The organism is Kribbella pittospori (assembly GCF_004331465.1).
GTDB lineage: Bacteria > Actinomycetota > Actinomycetes > Propionibacteriales > Kribbellaceae > Kribbella > Kribbella pittospori.
The window spans coordinates 329,229-347,148 of record NZ_SJKB01000006.1 but is presented as its reverse complement, the minus strand read 5'-3'; the positions used below and the strand labels follow the sequence as shown (position 1 = coordinate 347,148).

At 67.4% G+C, this 17,920-nt stretch carries 18 protein-coding genes; 7 read left to right on the top strand and 11 right to left on the bottom strand.

The window, feature by feature from the left end; all coding sequences use genetic code 11:
* Nucleotides 1-4: 4 nt before the first annotated feature.
* From E0H73_RS21100 to E0H73_RS21090, 3 genes are all read right to left on the bottom strand, one after another.
* A complete protein-coding gene (locus tag E0H73_RS21100; RefSeq protein WP_131359065.1) occupies nucleotides 5-535 on the bottom strand; it encodes a DUF1003 domain-containing protein in 531 nt (176 codons plus the stop codon).
* Complete coding sequence (locus E0H73_RS21095; protein WP_131359061.1) at nucleotides 525-1,805, bottom strand: magnesium transporter MgtE N-terminal domain-containing protein; 1,281 nt, start codon at nucleotides 1,803-1,805, stop codon at nucleotides 525-527. Before E0H73_RS21095 ends, E0H73_RS21100 begins: the two co-directional genes overlap by 11 nt.
* Nucleotides 1,806-1,915: 110 nt before the next feature.
* The gene (locus tag E0H73_RS21090; RefSeq protein ID WP_131359058.1) at nucleotides 1,916-2,443 is read right to left on the bottom strand and encodes a hypothetical protein; all 528 of its coding nucleotides are present in this window, start codon (nucleotides 2,441-2,443) and stop codon (nucleotides 1,916-1,918) included.
* Nucleotides 2,444-2,593: 150 nt separating this feature from the next.
* Between E0H73_RS21090 and E0H73_RS21085 the strand changes: the two genes are divergently transcribed.
* The gene (locus tag E0H73_RS21085) at nucleotides 2,594-3,559 is read left to right on the top strand and encodes an HpcH/HpaI aldolase/citrate lyase family protein (protein WP_131359055.1); all 966 of its coding nucleotides are present in this window, start codon (nucleotides 2,594-2,596) and stop codon (nucleotides 3,557-3,559) included.
* A 189-nt stretch (nucleotides 3,560-3,748) separates the two neighbouring features.
* Here E0H73_RS21085 and E0H73_RS21080 read toward each other — a convergent pair whose 3' ends face one another.
* Together E0H73_RS21080 and E0H73_RS21075 are read right to left on the bottom strand one after the other, a co-directional pair.
* A complete protein-coding gene (locus tag E0H73_RS21080; RefSeq protein ID WP_131359052.1) occupies nucleotides 3,749-4,366 on the bottom strand; it encodes a VOC family protein in 618 nt (205 codons plus the stop codon).
* Nucleotides 4,367-4,544: 178 nt separating this feature from the next.
* On the bottom strand, nucleotides 4,545-5,201 hold the full coding sequence (locus E0H73_RS21075) for a peptidylprolyl isomerase (protein WP_131359049.1): 657 nt from the start codon (nucleotides 5,199-5,201) through the stop codon (nucleotides 4,545-4,547).
* 129 nt (nucleotides 5,202-5,330) lie between these two features.
* Between E0H73_RS21075 and E0H73_RS21070 the strand changes: the two genes are divergently transcribed.
* From E0H73_RS21070 to E0H73_RS21055, 4 genes are all read left to right on the top strand, one after another.
* The gene (locus tag E0H73_RS21070; protein WP_131359046.1) at nucleotides 5,331-5,957 is read left to right on the top strand and encodes a TetR/AcrR family transcriptional regulator; all 627 of its coding nucleotides are present in this window, start codon (nucleotides 5,331-5,333) and stop codon (nucleotides 5,955-5,957) included.
* A 69-nt stretch (nucleotides 5,958-6,026) separates the two neighbouring features.
* Nucleotides 6,027-6,722 (top strand): alpha/beta fold hydrolase, encoded by a 696-nt coding sequence (locus tag E0H73_RS21065; RefSeq protein WP_202867489.1) that lies wholly within the window; start codon nucleotides 6,027-6,029, stop codon nucleotides 6,720-6,722.
* A 94-nt stretch (nucleotides 6,723-6,816) separates the two neighbouring features.
* Nucleotides 6,817-8,295: a serine/threonine-protein kinase gene (locus E0H73_RS21060; RefSeq protein ID WP_131359043.1), complete on the top strand. Its 1,479-nt coding sequence runs from the start codon at nucleotides 6,817-6,819 to the stop codon at nucleotides 8,293-8,295.
* Between the two features lie 272 nt (nucleotides 8,296-8,567).
* Nucleotides 8,568-9,758 carry an acyl-CoA dehydrogenase family protein gene (locus E0H73_RS21055; protein ID WP_131359041.1) on the top strand — a complete coding sequence of 397 codons (1,191 nt, stop codon included), beginning with the start codon at nucleotides 8,568-8,570 and terminating at the stop codon, nucleotides 9,756-9,758.
* A gap of 84 nt (nucleotides 9,759-9,842) precedes the next feature.
* Here the strand turns inward: E0H73_RS21055 and E0H73_RS47975 are convergent, their stop codons facing one another.
* Both E0H73_RS47975 and E0H73_RS21045 read right to left on the bottom strand, forming a co-directional pair.
* Nucleotides 9,843-10,868, bottom strand: a complete 1,026-nt coding sequence (locus tag E0H73_RS47975) for a helix-turn-helix domain-containing protein (RefSeq protein ID WP_131359038.1) — start codon at nucleotides 10,866-10,868, stop codon at nucleotides 9,843-9,845.
* A 219-nt stretch (nucleotides 10,869-11,087) separates the two neighbouring features.
* Complete coding sequence (locus E0H73_RS21045; RefSeq protein ID WP_131359036.1) at nucleotides 11,088-12,197, bottom strand: magnesium and cobalt transport protein CorA; 1,110 nt, start codon at nucleotides 12,195-12,197, stop codon at nucleotides 11,088-11,090.
* A 75-nt stretch (nucleotides 12,198-12,272) separates the two neighbouring features.
* Here E0H73_RS21045 and E0H73_RS21040 point away from each other — a divergent pair, with 75 nt between their 5' ends.
* Both E0H73_RS21040 and E0H73_RS21035 read left to right on the top strand, forming a co-directional pair.
* Complete coding sequence (locus E0H73_RS21040) at nucleotides 12,273-12,827, top strand: YflT domain-containing protein (RefSeq protein ID WP_131359034.1); 555 nt, start codon at nucleotides 12,273-12,275, stop codon at nucleotides 12,825-12,827.
* Nucleotides 12,828-12,939: 112 nt separating this feature from the next.
* Nucleotides 12,940-13,443, top strand: coding sequence for a MaoC family dehydratase (locus tag E0H73_RS21035; RefSeq protein ID WP_131359032.1), 504 nt, complete (start codon nucleotides 12,940-12,942; stop codon nucleotides 13,441-13,443).
* Between the two features lie 4 nt (nucleotides 13,444-13,447).
* Here E0H73_RS21035 and E0H73_RS21030 read toward each other — a convergent pair whose 3' ends face one another.
* Genes E0H73_RS21030 through E0H73_RS21015 form a run of 4 tightly spaced genes read right to left on the bottom strand, consistent with a single transcriptional unit; the run spans nucleotide 13,448 to nucleotide 17,827 of the window.
* On the bottom strand, nucleotides 13,448-14,743 hold the full coding sequence (locus E0H73_RS21030) for an alpha-L-fucosidase (protein WP_131359030.1): 1,296 nt from the start codon (nucleotides 14,741-14,743) through the stop codon (nucleotides 13,448-13,450).
* An 18-nt stretch (nucleotides 14,744-14,761) separates the two neighbouring features.
* Nucleotides 14,762-15,616 (bottom strand): carbohydrate ABC transporter permease, encoded by an 855-nt coding sequence (locus E0H73_RS21025; RefSeq protein ID WP_131359027.1) that lies wholly within the window; start codon nucleotides 15,614-15,616, stop codon nucleotides 14,762-14,764.
* A complete protein-coding gene (locus E0H73_RS21020; protein ID WP_131359025.1) occupies nucleotides 15,606-16,553 on the bottom strand; it encodes a carbohydrate ABC transporter permease in 948 nt (315 codons plus the stop codon). The genes E0H73_RS21025 and E0H73_RS21020 overlap by 11 nt, the downstream gene beginning before the upstream one ends.
* The gene (locus E0H73_RS21015; RefSeq protein ID WP_131359023.1) at nucleotides 16,553-17,827 is read right to left on the bottom strand and encodes an ABC transporter substrate-binding protein; all 1,275 of its coding nucleotides are present in this window, start codon (nucleotides 17,825-17,827) and stop codon (nucleotides 16,553-16,555) included. Before E0H73_RS21015 ends, E0H73_RS21020 begins: the two co-directional genes overlap by 1 nt.
* Between the last annotated feature and the right edge of the window lie 93 nt (nucleotides 17,828-17,920).

The following is a 17,920-nucleotide window of genomic DNA, read 5'->3' as shown; positions in this document are numbered from 1 at the left end:
GAGGTCAAACGCGATCGTCTTCGCGGCTCTTGAGGTCCAGATCGGCGAGCAGCGCGCGCAGCTCGGAGCGGAGGAAGTCGCGGGTCGCGACCTCGCCGACGGCCATCCGCAGCGAGGCCATCTCGCGGGCCAGGAACTCCATGTCCGCACGGGTCCGGGCGTCGACGTCGCGGTCGCGTTCGTACTGCACCCGGTCGCGTGCCTCCTGCCGGTTCTGCGCCAGCAGGATGAGCGGAGCGGCGTACGACGCCTGCAGGCTGAGCGCCAGCGTCAGGAAGATGAACGGGTACTGGTCGAACCGCAGGCTCTCCGGCGCGAAGATGTTCCAGGCGACCCAGAACAGGATCGTCGCGGTCATGTAGACCAGGAACTGCCCGGTCCCGAGGAAGCGGGCGATCCGTTCCGACAGCCGCCCGAACGCGTCGGCGTCGTACGACGGCCGCGGTACGAACGTCCGCCGCCAGTCCCGCGGTACGTCGAGCCGCGCCGTACCGCGCAGGCGGCGGTCGTCGGTGCTGCGGTCGTCACGAGGCATCGTGGTCCACCTCCTGCGAGTCGTTGTCGCCGGGCTGATCGGATTCACGCCAGTCGTCGGGGAGTAGATGGTCGAGTACGTCGTCGACCGTGACCGCACCGAGCAGCCGTCCTTCGTCGTTGAGCACCGGCGCCGCGACCAGGTTGTAGGTCGCCAGGTACTTGCTGACCGTGGTCAGGCTGTCGTCCGGCCGCAGTCCGTCCAGATCGGTGTCCAGTACGGCGGACACCAGCTCGGAGGGTGGTTCGCGGAGCAGCCGCTGGATGTGGCCGATGCCGATGAACCGCCCGGTCGGAGTCTCCAGCGGCGGCCGGCAGACGTAGATCATGGCGGCCAGTGCGGGACTCAGATCGGCGTTGCGGACGTGGGCCAGCGCGTCTGCGACGGTCGCGTCCGCCGGCAGGATCACCGGCTCGGACGTCATCAGTCCACCGGCCGTGCGCTCCTCGTAGGTGAGCAGACGACGTACATCCTCGGCCTCGTCCGGCTCCATCAAGGTGAGCAGGGCCTCGGCGGTCTCGGTGGGCAGTTCGGCAATCAGGTCAGCCGCATCGTCCGGTGACATCTCCTCGAGCACGTCCGCCGCGCGCTCGGTGTCCAGGGCGGCCAGAATCTCCACCTGGTCGTCCTCGGGCAGCTCCTCCAGTACGTCGGCCAGCCGCTCGTCTTCCAGCGCGGCCGCGATCTCCTTACGCCGCTTGGGCGACAGATCATGCAGTACGGCGGCCAGGTCCGCGGCCTTCATCGACTCGAACGCAGCCAGAATGTGGGTTGCGCCCTGCCCCTCCTCGACCTGGGCGAAGCCGCTCACATCGGCCCAGTCGAACACATGCGACTGCCCGCGCCGCCGGAACCGCTTGCCGCCCTCGCGCACCGCCACCTTCGACAGCACCCAGTCCCGCGTCCGCCACTGCTCCATGGCCATGTCGAACACCACTGCGGTCGCGCCGGTCTCGAGAACGGTGACAGTGCGGTCCAGCATCTCGCCGAGTACCAGCACCTCGGTCGGGCGCTGCTCGAACCGGCGCATGTTCACCAGTCCGGTGGTGGTGACGTGTCCGACGTCGACGTTCGTCACCCGGGTCATCGGCAGGAAGATGCGCCGCCGGGTGAACACCTCCACGACCAGACCGAGCACCCGTGGCGGCTGCGTGCCCTGCCGCATCATCGCCACGACGTCGCGGACCTTGCCGACCTGGTCCCCGTTCGGGTCGTACACAGGGAGACCGGCCAGCCGAGCCACATACACGCGCGACGGTGATCCGCTCATCCGCGTCCTCGCTCCGCTGCGGGCGTGGATGAGCGGATGAGCGCGCTGTGCTTTTTGATGAACTCGCTCCGCTCGTTCATGCTCGAAGGCTAACCCGCCAGAGAGGAGTCTCAGCTCAGGCGCGGGCGGCGGCGGATGGGGCGGTGCAGGGTGACGGGTGGCTTGCCTCGGGTGGTCGCCTTGGTACCGACCGGCGCTTCGGCCCGCGGAGTGGCGTCATACCGCCCAGCGGCCTCGGTGATTTCACCGGTGGGCTCGAGCACGAGCAGGTCCGCTTCGGTCTTCCAGCGCTCGAGTTGTGTGTCCAGTCCGGCAGCGTTGAGCCGCTCGGTGCGCAGTACCTGGGCTGCTGTTGTCCACTCGTCGCTACCCGGCTCCAGTCGTCGTACTGTCGCCTTCCAGCTCGCCAGACGATTGGTAGCGGGCTTGGCCGGCACGACGACGTCCGCCGAGCCGGCCGTGGCCAGTCCGGGCAGCGGCTGCTCTGCGCTCTCGGCTGCATCCGCGAGTACGACGTACTGGCCGTCGACTGTGGCGAACCAGGCCGGTGCGGGGCGTCCGCCGTTCCAGGACAGCCAGACCAGGCCGGCCTTCTTCATGACGCCGGCGATCTCGGCGGCAGCGTCCTCGATGGTCACGCACCCAGGTTGTCACACCGAGCCGTCCTTCGGGCGGCGGTGAAACCGGACACACTGGGCGGGGAAGTGAGCCCGATCACCGGACCTCGCCGCGGGTTCGCCGTACGCTGCCCGTGACCGGCGGGTAACCCGAGTTGGAGGACGACGGCGATGGCTGATCAGACAACTACCTTGCGCAGCAGGCGGTCCTGCCTGGCCACGCCGGGGTCGAACCCGCGGTTCCTGGCCAAGGCGAAGGGCCTGGACGCCGACCAGGTGTTCCTCGACCTGGAGGACTCGGTCGCGCCGATCGCCAAGGTGGACGCCCGCAAGAACATCGTCGCCGCACTGAACGAAGGCGGCTGGGGCACCAAGATCCGCGTCGTCCGGGTGAACGACTGGACCACCGAATGGACGTACGCCGACGTCATCGAGGTCGTCGCCGGCGCCGGCGCGAACCTGGACTGCATCATGCTGCCGAAGGTGCAGACCGCCGAGCAGGTCGTCGCGCTCGACCTGCTGCTCACCCAACTCGAGAAGGTGCACGGCTACGAGCCCGGCCGGATCGGCATCGAGGCGCAGATCGAGAACGCCCTCGGCCTCACCAACGTGAACGCGATCGCCACCGCATCACCCCGCGTCGAGACGATCATCTTCGGCCCGGCCGACTTCATGGCGTCGATCAACATGAAGTCGCTGGTCGTGGGTGAGCAGCCGCCCGGGTACGACGTCGGCGACGCGTACCACTACATCCTCATGCAGATCCTGATGGCCGCGCGGGCCCACGGGAAGCAGGCGATCGACGGTCCGTACCTTCAAATCAAGGATGTAGACGGCTTCCGCCGCGTCGCCGGTCGGTCCGCGGCGCTCGGCTTCGATGGGAAGTGGGTGTTGCATCCGGATCAGATCGCTGCGGCCAATGAGGTGTATTCGCCGCGGCAGGAGGACTACGACCACGCCGAGAACATCCTCGACGCCTACGACCACTACACATCTGCGGCCGGCGGGGCGCGCGGGGCCGTCATGCTCGGCGACGAGATGATCGATGAAGCGTCGCGGAAAATGGCGCTTGTGGTGTCGGCCAAAGGTCGTGCTGCTGGGATGACTCGGACTGATATTTGGCAACCGGCTGAGTAGTTTCCCACGCGTCCGCTACGCGCGCTCCTGCCGTCGCGGGCGCTCTCGGCCGCCCGGCCTTGAGTGCGCCGGACTCCTTCGTCGCCCGGCTTGGTGACTAGACCGTGGTGTTGTGGGGGCGTGGTTGCCTGGGACGACTGTGGTTGGGGGAGTCCCACGCACCCGCGCGTAGCGGACGCGTGGGGGACTTCACCCACCAACCTGCGCCATGATCGCCAGCAGATGCCCATCAGGGTCAGGGAAGAACGCCATCCATTCCTCCACACCGTTGTCGTGCTTATGGATCAAGTGCGGCGCGTTCTCGAACTCCACACCGCGCGCCCGCAACTCGTCGTACGCGGACTGGATGTTGCCGACGCGGAAGTACAGCACCGACGGCTCACCCACCGGACCGTCGTTCGCGCTGAGGAACAACCTCGTCCCGCCGCAGTCGAAGAACGCCAGGTCTCCGAAGGTGTAGAGATGTGGCAGCCCCAGCGTCCCGCCGTAGAAGTCGACCGCGGTCTGGATGTTGCTGACCGGTCGTGCGATCTGTCCGATCGTGCCCAACTGCAGAACCATGTCCGAGCCTCCTTGTCCGTGCAGAGCGCTGTCGGCGGGCACGCCGCGCCAGGTGCGAAGCTCGGCCCGGCGTTCCAGGCCGAGCTTCAGCAGGGCGTTCGCGACGTGGAACTTCACCGCGTCGAGGCTCACCCCGCGGCGCCGGGCGATCTCTCGGTTCGACATGCCGTGCCGGACCGCGTGTACTACATGCCATTCGGCCGGCGTCAGTACGTCGGGATGCCTCGGTCGTCCGCGAGTGCCCACGAGCTCAAGGTAGCCCGCAGACCACCCGAATTACCCTCCCCATCGCAGCACCCCAACGCCTCACCTGGCCGGCCGGTTATGTCACCCCTGACGGCTTACAAACCGCCATCCAGCAAACAACCCGCCAGCCAGCTCCAGCCGACGTACCCCCCGCCAGCAACCTCCAGCCGACGTACCCCTAGAAGGACCAGACCTTGTAGATGCGGATGGGCTTGACCGGCGGGCCGTCCTGGTCGGGGTCGGCGATGCCGGCGGCGACCATGCGGTCGAAGGTGGACATGCCGGCGATCACGTGGCCGAGGACGGTGTAGTTCGGGTCGATGTTGGCGAACGAGTGGACCACGAAGAACTCACTGCCGTTCGTCCCGGGACCCTGGTTGCCGTAGGCAACGGTGCCGCGCGGGTAGGTCTCGTTGCCGGTGACCTCGTCGGGGAACTTGTACCCCGGGCCACCCTCTTCCTGCCGGTAGATGTCGCCGCACTGCAGGACTCCGAGCCGGGCCGAGTTGGTCAGTCGGAAGCACTGGGTGAAGTCGTAGAAGCGGCTCTTCACCAGGTGCACGAAGTTGTGCACCCCGCACGGCGCGTTGGCCCGGTCCATCCGTACGACGAACGGTCCGTAGTTCGTCACGAAGTACACGTCGACCGTGCCCTTCGCCTTCGCGGTGGGCGACGGGATCCGTACCGGTTTCGCCGCCGGATTCTCCGGCGTCGGCGTGAACTCGCACTTCACCACCGGCTTGGGGTGGTGCGCAGGCGTGGCCGACGCGGTCGTGGTGGTCAGGGTCGTCGCGACGAGGCCGGCGGCGACCAGGAGGGACAGTTTGCGCACCATGTCAGCAACCTAGTGCGCTCCGTCACTACTGTCACCGCGACGTGTGTCCGCAGTTGCGCACGCACCCACAGCGGCTGAGATGCATGCTGTCTGTATGTTTCTTGTTGGAGCAGAGTGAGAGGGCGACGGGTGACCACCAAGGAACGGCGGAGGCAGCAGGATCGGACGAAGGCGACGACGGATGCTCTGGTCTCGACCGCTCGCCGGCTCTTTGTCGAGCAGGGGTTCGCGGGCACCTCGCTGGGGGTGATCTGCGAGCGGGCCGGCGTGACGCGGGGTGCGTTCTACCACCACTTCAGCAACAAGGAGCAGATCTTCCGCGAGGTGTACACCGCGGAGCAGGAGGCGCTGGCGACCGTCGTACGGCGGGCGTTCCACGCGCAGGAGGACCCGTGGGACGGGGTGCTTGCGGGGTGCAGGACCCTCCTCGAGGCGTCTCTCGAGCCCGCCGTACGCAAGATCACCCTGGTCGAAGCGCCGGTTGCGCTCGAGTGGGACGCGATGCGCGGCATCCAAGCCGGGTGCAAGGAGCAGCTGAGGGCCGGGCTGACCATCGCCGTCGAGGCGGGGTGCATCCCGGCCCGGCCGCTGGACCCGCTCACCTCACTGCTGCACGGCGCCATCGTCGAGAGCGTCCTGGACATCGCCCACGCAGAGGACGAGCGCGCCACACTGCGGGACACCCTGACCCAGCTCGAACTGCTGTTGAACGGTGTGGCCGGCCGTCAGACCCCAGGCTGCGCCCACCGCGACTAGCGCCAACAACCCATCGCGGGTTCCCGAAAACCTTTTACATACAGACTGTCGGTATGTAAAAATCGCAGCATGCCTGACGAGCGAATGACGTACGTATTGGTTCATGGAGCCTGGCATGGCGGGTGGTGCTGGCAGCCGGTAGCCCGATTGCTGCGGGAGGCCGGGCATGAGGTGTTCACCCCGACGCTGACCGGGCTGGGAGAGCGAGGCCACCTGCTCACCCCTGCGATCGGACTGCAGACTCACGTGGACGACATCCTGGGCGTACTGCGATACGAGGACCTGCGGAACGTCGTACTCGTCGGGCACAGCTATGCCGGCTTCGTTGTGCGCGAGGTGGCCGACCGGGTCCCCGAACGCATCGGACGGATCGTCATGATCGACGCCTGGGCAGGCCAGGACGGGGAGTCGCTGGAGGATCTGGCCCCGGAGTTCTTCCTGCAGTGGCTCGATTCGGTGACCGAGGACGGGGTGATCCCGGCCACTCCAGCCGCCACGGTCGGTGTGACGGAACCGGAGCAGGTCGCGTGGCTCGAACCGCGGCTGACGCCGCATCCGCGCCGGACCTTCTCCGATCCCACCAAGCTGTCCGGCGCCGTCGACACGATCCCGTGCCGAGCGGTGCTCTGCACACCTGACGGGCCCATGCCGTTCCCGCAGCTCGCCAAGGACTTCGGCTGGGAGGCCACCGAACTGGCTGTCGGCCACGACGCCATGGTCACCGCGCCGGCGGCTCTTGCGAACATCCTGCTGGAGAAGGTGTGACGAACCTCAACGGGTGCTGAAGAATTCGCTGTGCGCTCGCACTTGCCGCGTTGGCCGCCTAAGGTGTTGCGGTCCGCTGCGGAAGGTGTTGTGTGTGAACGGCGAGGTACTGGCAGGGCGTTACCGGTTGCTCACCCTGCTGGGCAGGGGTGGCGCGGGTGAGGTGTGGAAGGCCGAGGACACCGTCCTGGCCCGCCAGGTGGCAGTCAAGCTGCTCCGCCGGCTCGAGGGCGACCCGATGGACGCCGCCGAGCGGTTCCGGGCGGAGGCTCAGGCCGCCGCCCGCCTGACGCATCCGAACGTCGTCGCGACGTACGACGTCGGCACCGAGGGTGAACACGTGTTCCTGGTGATGGAACTCGTTTCCGGCCCCGATCTGGCCCAGCTGATGCGTACGGCGGGCCTGCCGAGCGGGGAGCTGGTCGCCGACATCGCGACTCAGGGTGCACGTGCTCTGGATGCGGCCCACGCGGCCGGGATCGTGCACCGTGACGTGAAGCCGGCCAACCTGATGCTGGCGGCCGACGGCACGCTCAAGATCACCGACTTCGGCATCGCCAAGCGGGCCGGCAACGAGACGACCGGTCTGGGTGTCCTTCTCGGTACGGCGTCGTACGTTTCGCCGGAGCAGGTCCGCGGCAAGTCGGCCACCCCCGCCAGCGACTGGTACTCCTTCGGCTGCGTCCTCTACGAACTCCTCAGCGGTACGCCGCCCTTCACCGGCGAGACCGTCGACGTGGTCATGCGCCAGCACCTCGAGACACCGCCGCCGCCGATCCTGCGGACCGACGTACCGGTCGAGCTGGCCGGCCTCGTCACCCACCTGCTGGCAAAGGACCCCGCTGACCGACCGATGTCGGCTGCTCAGGTCGCTGCCCTGCTGACGCCAGCTCCAGCGCATAACGCGACGCAGGTGCTGTCTCTCCCCGCACCGGCGACGGACGAGCCAGGTGAGCACACAGACGCGGGCGAGGATGTCGTCGGCGTCGGCCACTGGGAGGACGAGGCCGCCGAAACGGGCACTCACCGGGCACCCCGCAAGGCGTTCCCGCTCGCGAAGGTGGGTGTGGCCGCCGCGGTCGTGCTGGCTGCCATCACTGGTGGCCTGCTGCTTCGCGAGAGTGTGACGAACGAGCCGCCGGCGCAGGCAGGTGGGACACCGTCCGCACCGGTGCAGAAGGTCTCGGTCGCACCCAAGACCACTTCGAAGCCGACTCCGACCCCCTCGAAGACGGCGTCGAAGAAGCCGAAGCCGACTCCGAAGGAAACGCAGAATCCGCGGGCGGCGCTGGTGCAGAGCGTGCGGACCCTGGCCGCTCAGGTTCGCGCTACCCAGCAAGGAAGCCGGAGCAAGGCTCCGCGGGAGGCGGCGCACGACCTGGACCGGGCCGCGGAGGCGCTGGACCACGGCGACACCGAGTCGGCCGCGGAGCACTTCTACGACGCCAGGAAACGGCTGTTCGAGGCGCAGCAGCAACACCGCTGGCGGGCGACTCCGCAGATCGCGGCGTTGTTCGCGACGATCGGCCGGGCCCTGCCCAACCCCGATTCAGCCGGTTCACGCAACGAGTGAGCCACGCGACGGCGAGCGCGTGGCCGGTGTCACAGCGGGTGTCGACCTCGTACCGGGATGCTAGTGCCCCGTGGCGGGGATCACTCGGCGCTGGCGGCGCCCAGGCACGCACCTCGCGGCACTTGAGGATCATCCACGATGCTCCGCATCGAGGACGCTCCTCAAGCACCCCGATGCACGCACCTGGACACCGCCATCGCTCGAGTGATCCCCACCACGGGGCACCGAACCGCGATACTCGCGGGTAAGGCCAACTCCCGAAGGAGCCGACGATGAGCAGGTTGCAGCAGACCGACGGGCTGACCGACATCCAGGAGGAGATCCTCAAGACGGTCCGCGCGTTCGTCGAGTCGGAGATCCTCCCGGTCGCGACCGAACTGGAGCACCGCGACGAGTACCCGACCGAGATCGTCGAGGGCCTCAAGGAACTCGGCCTGTTCGGCCTGATGATTCCGGAGGAGTACGGCGGCCTCGGCGAATCGCTGCTTACCTACGCACTCTGTGTCGAGGAGATCGCCCGCGGCTGGATGAGCGTGTCCGGCATCATCAACACGCACTTCATCGTGGCGTACATGCTGCTCCAGCACGGCACCGACGAGCAGAAGCAGAAGTACCTGCCCCGGATGGCGACCGGCGAGGTCGGCGGCGCGTTCTCGATGTCCGAGCCGGGCTGTGGTTCCGACGTCTCCGCGATCAAGACGAAAGCGGTCAAGGACGGCGACGCCTACACGATCAACGGCCAGAAGATGTGGCTGACGAACGGCGGCTCGTCGAACCTGGTCGCCGTACTCGTGAAGACCGACGAGGGCCAGGACTCGGTCTACAAGAACATGACGACGTTCCTGGTCGAGAAGGAGCCCGGGTTCGGCGAGGTGGACAAGGGCCTCAGCGTGCCGGGCAAGATCGAGAAGATGGGCTACAAGGGGGTCGACACCACTGAGCTGATCTTCGACGGCTACCGGATCGACGCCGGCCAGATCCTCGGCGGCGTACCGGGCAAGGGTTTCTACCAGATGATGGACGGCGTCGAGGTCGGCCGGGTGAACGTCGCTGCCCGCGGTTGCGGGGTGGCGCGGCGGGCGTTCGAGCTCGGCATCTCGTACGCGCAGCAGCGGGAGACCTTCGGCAAGAAGATCGCCGAGCACCAGGCGGTGCTGTTCCGGCTGGCCGACATGGCGGTGAAGGTCGAGGCCGCGCACGAGCTGATGGTGAAGGCGGCGCGGAAGAAGGACAGTGGTTCGCGCAACGACTTCGAGGCCGGCGTGGCGAAGTACCTGGCGAGCGAGTACTGCGCACAGGTCGTGGAGGACTCGTTCCGCATCCACGGCGGCTACGGCTTCTCCAAGGAGTACGAGATCGAGCGGCTCTACCGTGAGGCCCCGATGCTGCTGATCGGCGAGGGTACGGCGGACATCCAGCGGATGATCATCGGCCGCCGGCTGCTGGAGGACTACAAGCTCTGAGCAGGCTCAGGCCGGGAAGGCCGGCACGCTGGGCCGACAGGCGGGGCGGTGCCGGTCGGCGTCCAGCGTGCCGCGGAGGGGTGGCTAGACGGTCACCCGAAGCTCCGAGGGCGGCTGCCGGGTCTTACCCGAGCCGTGGCCGGACAGCAGCCAGATCCCCAGCTGCGTGATCTCGTGACGCACCGAGGCGCCGTCCCGGCGAGTGGTGATCAGACCCGCCTCCCGCAGGACCGTGGCCTGGTGGCTGGCCGCGGCCGGGGAGATCTTGCAGCGCTTGGCCAGCTCCGTCGTCGTACAGCCGGCGACGGCGGCCTCCAGTGCGGCGGCACGGGTCGAGCCGAGCAGTGAGCCCAGCGCGTCGGTCGACGGATCCAGCTCCGCGGGGCCCTGCCGCAGGATGCCCGGCGCGTGCTGGATCGGGTACACCAGGATCGGCTTCAGCTCCGGGTCGCGCAGCTTGGTCGGCACCTGCCAGCAGAACGCCGACGGCTGCAACTCGATGCCGCGCCCGTCCAGGTAGAGGTCGCGGTCGTTCATGTCCAGCACCTGCAGGACCGGCGCCACCCACCGGACCCGCGGGTGCAGCGACGAGAGCAGCCGGTCCACCCCGTGCCGGGCCAGTGCCTCCCCGCGGTGTGCGTGATCGGCCGACACATGTGTCCCGATCGACTTCCAGTACGGCGCGATGGCGGCCGCGTGATACGTGCGGATCGCCCGGCCGAGCTTCTGCAGCGACGAACGTTCGCCCTGGGCCAGCTCCCGCGTCCACGGGGAGACCGGACGGTACTTGCTGAGCAGGTCGAGCTGGCTGCGGATCTGCTGCCGCGGCGTGGCCAGCGTCAGCTCCAGCGCGGTCTCGAAGTCCGGTGCGGGCTCGGCCGGGGTGAGGAAGTCGGGGGAGTAGCCGCGCAGCGGGGCCAGCTCGAGCAGCAGCCGCATCTGCTCCGGAGCGACCTTCGCCCGCACCTGCCGGCGCCAGTCCTCGAAGATCAGCCGCCCGTCGGAGTGCTGCAGCATGTGCAGGCTCAGCAGCATCTCCCACAGCGGAGCGGGGTTGGTGGCGACCGTGACCCGGGTCAGATCACGCGGTGTGAAATGAATACGAAGCACCGCACAGCCCTCCCTGCCTCCCGAGACGCCGAACCCATCACGCCATTCCCCGATGCCGTCGGTCGCAGAATGTGGCGGCCTGCTGACCGAACGCGATGGCCGCATTCAATCAAGGGCGCCGAGGCGTCCACAACTGTTGGAACATTCCAAACGAGTGGTACTCGTGGCCATGGCAGAAGGTTGCCAACTCGTGCGTGACGCGGTATTGGAACTCCGGCCTCAGAGCCAGTGGTTTCGCTTGAACAACCGGTAAAGGACCGTGCACGCGGCGAACATGAGGCCGAGCACCACGAAGTACGCGTACTTCAGGTGCAGTTCGGGCATGTTGTCGAAGTTCATCCCGTAGATGCCGGCGATCATCGTCGGGACGGCGAGGATCGCCACCCATGAAGAGATCCGGCGCATGTCCTCGTTCTCGGCGACCTGCACCTGGGCCAGCCCGGCCTGCAGGATCGAGCTGAGCAGCTCGTCGAACGAGATCACCTGCTCCTTCACCCGGAGCAGGTGGTCGTCGACGTCGCGGAAGTAGTTCCGGGTCTCGTCGGCGATCAGCGGGTGGCGCAGCGTCGACAGCGCCCGCATCGGACCGGTCAGCGGAGCCACCGCCCGCTTCAGCTCCAGCACCTCGCGCTTGAGCTGGTAGACCCGGTCGATGTTCCGCCACCCGCGCGGGCTGAACATCTCCGTCTCGATCATGTCGATGTCCGCCTGTACGGCGTCCGTCACCTCGAGGTACCTGTCGACGACAAGGTCCGCGATGGCATGCAGTACGGCGCCTGGGCCGAGCGCGAGGCGATCCGGGTCCGCCTCCAACGACTGCCGGAGTCCGGTCAGCTCACTGTGTTCTCCATGCCGGACCGTCACCACGAACCCGGGTCCGCAGAACACCATCACCTCACCCGACTCGACCACCTCACTGGTGGCGGTCAGGTCCCCGTGCGGGACGTACCTGACTGTCTTCAGTACGGCGAACAACGTGTCGTCGTACCGCTCGAGTTTCGGGCGCTGATGAGCCTCGGTGGCGTCCTCGATGGCCAGCGCATGCAGTCCGAACTCCGCACCGATGATGGCCAACTGGCGGTCGTCGGGCTGGAACAGACCGATCCAGACGAATCCCTGACCCCGCTTGGCGCGACTCAGTGCCTCCGTATAGGAGTTGATCTTGGCGTCGCGCCGGCCGTCGCGGTAGAACGCCCAATCGACCAGTGCGCCGTCCAGCTTCCCGCTGGCGACCAGGTCCACCGGTCCCGGGCCGTCACCGCCCGAACGCCGGGCGAAGACTCGTCCCATCCGGCGTGTCGCGCCTGTGTCCCACCGTTGCCCGGCCATCACCGGCGAGGCTATCAAGGCGTCGTAACCAGCCGTCGGCAATGATGGGGGTGACGAACGTGGAGAGGAACGACGATGACCCCGCAGGGCATGCCCTCGATGGACCCCCGGCCGAGTGGCCTGACGATCGGGACGTACGACACCTACCGGGAGGCGCAGCGAGCTGTCGACTACCTCTCGGACGAGAAGTTCCCGGTCGAGCACACGACCATCGTCGGCAACAACCTCCGTCAGGTGGAGAAGATCACCGGCCGGCTCACCTGGGGCCGGGCGCTCACCGCAGGACTGGCCAGTGGTGCCTGGTTCGGTCTGTTCGTCGGCCTGCTGCTGGGCCTGTTCACGACGGGCAACTGGCTCGCCGCACTGCTCACCGGTGTGGTGCTGGGTGCCTTCTTCGGTCTGGTGTTCGGTGGCCTCAGCTACGCCCAGTCCGCCGGCCGCCGCGACTTCACCTCGCGGACCGCAGTGGTCGCGACGACGTACGACGTACTGTGCGACTTCAAGTTCGCTGAAGAGGCGCGGAACCACCTGGCCAAGCTGGCGCTGAAGGGCGAGGTCAACCCGCGCCTGCCGGAGCACCCGGCCACGCAGCAGCCGGTCGAGCAGCCAATGCAGCGGCCGCACGACTGAGGCTCCGCGGTGGGAGGTGACCTATCTCTCCTGCCGGTGAGAGCCACACCACGGACCGGGGACGCCCGGATTCGGCAGCATGGGGAGTCCATCCCTTTCAGGAGGAGCCGGCATGCAGTTCGGGCGTAGCTACGAGGAGTTCGAGGTCGGGGCTGTCTACAAACACTGGCCGGGCAAGACGGTGACGGAGTACGACGACCACCTGTTCTGCCTGCTGACGATGAACCACCACCCGCTGCACCTGGACGCCCACTACGCCGGCGAGACCACCCAGTTCGGCAAGAACGTTGTGGTGGGCAATTACATCTATTCGATCCTGCTCGGCATGTCGGTGCCGGACGTCAGCGGCAAGGCGATCGCGAACCTGGAGGTCGAGTCGCTGCGGCACGTCGCCCCGACCTTCCACGGCGACACGATCTACGGCGAGACCGTCGTACTGGACAAGTGGGAGTCGAAGTCGAAGGACGACCGCGGCGTGGTGTATGTCGAGACCAAGGGCTACAAGCAGGACGGCACCGTCGTCTGCCTCTTCCGCCGCAAGGTCATGGTCCCCAAGAACACCTACCTGGAAGCCCGGGGCGGAGAACAGCCCGGCCGCCCCACCCCGGCTTCCTAGGACGTCAGCTCAAGAACAGCTCGATCACCGGGACCAGGACGTTCGGCTTCTGGATCGGTAGCTTGAGGGTGAGGGTGTCGGCGGAAGTGCCGCCCATGGTGGTGTTCTGGGCGGTTTGGTGCGGATCGTTGACGATGCGCTTGATCTCGGACGCGTCGTTCAGGAGTTGGGCGTACTTCACCTTGCCGGCCAGCCCGGGCAGGTGGACGTGGCCCATCGGCCAGGAGAACAGGTGCAGGTAGAGGCGGTTGCCCTTCTGGGTGAAGCGGCAGTCCGCGGGAGCGGAGTACTCCGCCGGCCGTGCCCCACGCACCGACCGCTCGTGCAGGCGCATCCATTCGCCGATCGACGCCAACGTGGCCAGCGCCCGCGGGTCGAACTCGCCCCGCCCGGTCGGGCCGACGTTCAGCAGCAGGTTGCCGTCCTTGGAGACCGAGTCGACCAACATCCTCACCAGCATCTCCGGTGACTTCCAGTCCAGGTTGTCCCGGTCGTAGCCCCAGCTGCCGTTCAGCGTCTGACAGGCCTCCCACAGCACCGGCTGCCCGTCGCGTTGCATCGGGCCGTCCGGCTGGTACTGCTCCGGCGTGACGAAGTCGCCCGGGATGTCGAGCCGGTCGTTGATCAGGATGTCGGGCTGCAACTCCCGCACCATCGCCATCAGTTCCTCGGACCGCCAGTCGTCGCGGCCCTTGCCGTGCCCGTCGCGGCCGTCGGGATAGTTCCGGCCCGGGTAGGAGAAGTCGAACCACATGATGTCGATCGGGCCGTAGTTCGTCAGCAGTTCGCGCGTCTGCGCGTGCAGGTAGTCGGTGTACACCTGGATGTCGCGGCCGGCCGCCTTCGCGATCGCCTCCTCATCGTCCCGCTGCGGGTGCACCAGGTCGATCGGGAACTCGGGGTGATGCCAGTCGATCAGCGAGTGGTAGAAGCCGACGCCGAGTCCCTCGGCCCGGCAGGCCTCGACGAACGGGCCGACCAGGTCCTTGCCCCACGCGGTCTTCGCGACCGTGTAGTCGGAGACCTCCGAGTCCCACAGGCAGAAGCCTTCGTGGTGCTTGGTCGTGAGTACGGCGTACTTCATGCCGGCCTCACGCGCGGCCCGGGCCCACTTGCTGGGGTCGTACAGATCGGGCTCGAAGTGGTCGAAGTACGGCTGGTAGTCCTCGTCGGTCAGCCGTTCGAGGTTCTTCACCCACTCGTGCCGGGCCGGCAGCGAGTACAGCCCCCAGTGGACGAACAGGCCGAACCGCCAGTCACGGAACTTCTCGACGGAGTGCGCGGGAGGCGCGTCGGTCATCTCAACTCTCCTTCAGGGTTAACGGCCGCCCAGGCCGGTGACGAGCAGACCGCGGACGAGATGCTTCTGCAGCAGGATGACGAGCAGCACGGTCGGGATCATCGCCATGATCGACGCCGCCATCATCAGGTTCCACTGAGTGCCCTGCTGCCCGCTGAACTGCGCCAGGCCGAGCGGCACGGTGCCCTTGGTCTCGACGCTGTTCACGATGATCAGCGGCCACAGGAAGCTGCCCCAGAAGCTGATGAAGGTGAAGACGGTCAGTACGGCGATCGCCGGCCGCGCCAGCGGCAGCATGATCCGCAGGAAGGTGCCGAACGGTCCGCACCCGTCCACCCGGGCCGCTTCCTCCAGCTCGGCCGGGACGGTCAGGAAGAACTGCCGGAGCAGGAAGGTGCCGAACGCGGTGAACGCCCAGGGCAGGATCAATGCCCAGTAGCTGTCCACCCAGCCGAGCGACTGCATCAGCCAGTACATCGGCACGATCAGGACCTCCTGCGGCACCATCAAGGTGCCCAGGAACAGCACGAACAGTTGCTCTCGGCCCCTGAACCTCAGCCGGGCGAACGCGTACGCCGACAGGCTCGAGGCGACCACGACGACCAGCGTCCCGGCGATCGCGACGAACAGGCTGTTCAGGAAGTACCGCCCGAACGGCGCGAACGTGAACGCGTCGGCGTAGTTCTGCCAGCGGATCTCGGAGCCGAACAGATGCGGGGTCGGGGTGAACACCTCGTCCGCGGGCTTCAGCGAGGTGGACAGGGCGTACACCAACGGCCCGAGGAAGGCGAGCGCGACGAGGATCAGCAGGATGTGGGACACACTGCTGCGGATCCGGCGGCCGGTCACTGTGACTGCGGTTTCAGACGTCATAGTTCACCCACTTGCGCTGCCCGACGAACTGGATCGCGGTGATGACCATGATGATCACGAACAGCACCCAGCCGGCCGCGGACGCCAGGCCCATGGTGAGGAACTGCCAGCCCTGGTTGTACACGTACATCACGATCGTCTGGGTGGACACGCCCGGACCGCCCTGGGTCAGGATGAACGGCTGCGCGAACACCTGGAACGAGGTGATCAGCGTCATCGTGGTGGCGAAGAAGATCGCCGGCGTGATCATCGGCCAGGTGACGTACCGGAACCGTTGCAGCGGACCGGCGCCGTCGATCTGTGCCGACTCGAGCTGCGACTGCGGCACCTGGTCGAGCGCGGCGGAGAAGACCAGGAAGTTGTAGCCGAAGCCCTGCCAGACCGACATCGCCACGATCGCCGGCATCGCCCAGGTGGACGAGCCGAGGAAGTTCGGCGCGTCGATGCCGAACCAGCTCTGCATCCCGCTGTCGATCAGGCCACCGGGCTGGAACAGCAGCTTCCAGACCATCGCGTTGGCCACCATCGGCGTCATCACCGGAATGAAGAACAGCACCCGGAACGCCTGCCGGCCTCTGATCTTCGGCCCGACCCAGACCGCGAGCCCGAGTGACACGACCACGTTCAGCGGCACGTACAGCACCACGAACAGGACCGTGTTCAGCACCACCCGCCGGAACACCGGGTCGTGCAGCAGGTGGGTGTAGTTGTCGATGCCGAGGAACGTGCGCTCGCCGAAGACCGGCCAGTCGAACAGGCTGATCCCCAGTGCCATCAGGGTCGGGAACAGCGTGAACACGGCCAGCCCGGCCAGGCTCGGCCCCAGGAAGATCCCGGCGTACCGGCCGTCCCTTCGCAGCGCGGGCCGCCGCCCCGCCCGGACGGCGCCCGAAGGCGGCGCACCGGGCGGGGCGACGGTCGTGGTGTTCGTGGCCATCAGGACCCTGCGCCCGCCTGGTCCTGGATGGTCTTCAGGGCCTGCTCCGGCGGGATCTCACCGTTCAGGGCCTGGGTCCCGAACCGGCTGAGCAGGTCGGCCACCTGGACCCAGTTCTTCGAGGTGACCAGCGCGACCGAGTTCTCGGACGCGTAGTCGATGACCTCCTTGGCCTCCGGGATCTTCGCGGCGGTGAACCAGGCCGGGTGCGCGGCGGTCCGCGCCGGGTACGCGCGGCCGGCGGCGGCCAGCGTGGTCAGCGGCTTCTCGCTCGTCATCGACTGGATCGCCTGGAACGCGGCGTCCGGCGTCTTGCAGGAGCGGGAGATGCCGAAGCCCGAACCGGCGGTGTAGGTCTTCGAGCCGTCCGGACCGGCCGGGATCGGCGCGATCCCGAGATTGAACTTCACCTTGCCCATGGTGTCGATCAGCGACCACGGACCGTTCAGCTGCATCGCCGACTTGCCGGAGACGAACTGGGTGGTCTCGAAGTCGGCGTTACCGGCCGGCACCTGCGGCGCGATCTTGTCGGTCTTCACGAAGTCCGCGTAGCCCTGGAAACCCTCCTCGAACTTCGGGTCGGTGAGGTTCAGCTTGCCGTCGGTCAGCGGCTCCGCGCCGGTCTGGGTCCGCACCCAGGACGTGACGCCGAGGTCACCGGGGGATGTCACCAGCCCGGTCTTGCCGGCCGCGGTGAGCTTCTTCGCGGCTGCCTTGAACTCGTCCATCGTCCAGCCCGGCTTCGGGTCGGGGATGCCCGCGGCCTTGAACATGTCCTTGTTGTAGAAGATCACCATCGGGCCGGAGTCGTAGGGGATCGCGATCTGCTTCCCGTCCACCTTGAGGCCGTCCATGATCGGCTTGTCGAAGTCCTCGGCCTTCAGGCCGTACTTCTTCATCAGGTCGTCCAGCGGCATCATCGCGCTCGCGTACGACGCGGTCCGCAGGCTCTGCATGCCGATGATGCACGGCGCCTTCCCGCTCGCCAGCAGGGTGCCGATCTTGGCCCAGTAGTTGTTCCAGTCCGTGCCCTGGAGCTTGACCGTGATGCCGGCGTGGTCGGTGTGGGCCTGGTCCGCGACCTTCTGCCACGCGGCCTGGTCCTCGGTACCGCCGATCCAGAACTGCCAGGTCAGATCTGCCTTGTCGGCCGAACCGGAGCCGCCGCTGCCACTGCCGTCGTTGCCGCCGCCACAGGCCGCCACCGCCGTCAGAGCCAGTACCGACAGGGCGGCGGTGGCCCAGCGGCGAGCCCGCGCTGGTGTTCCTCTCATCCTGACCTCCAAGGAGAGCTGTGATTCATCCGATCAATATGCCGAAGTCTTGACGAGAGTCAACAGTTCGTGGCCTTATTTCAGGGAAGAAAC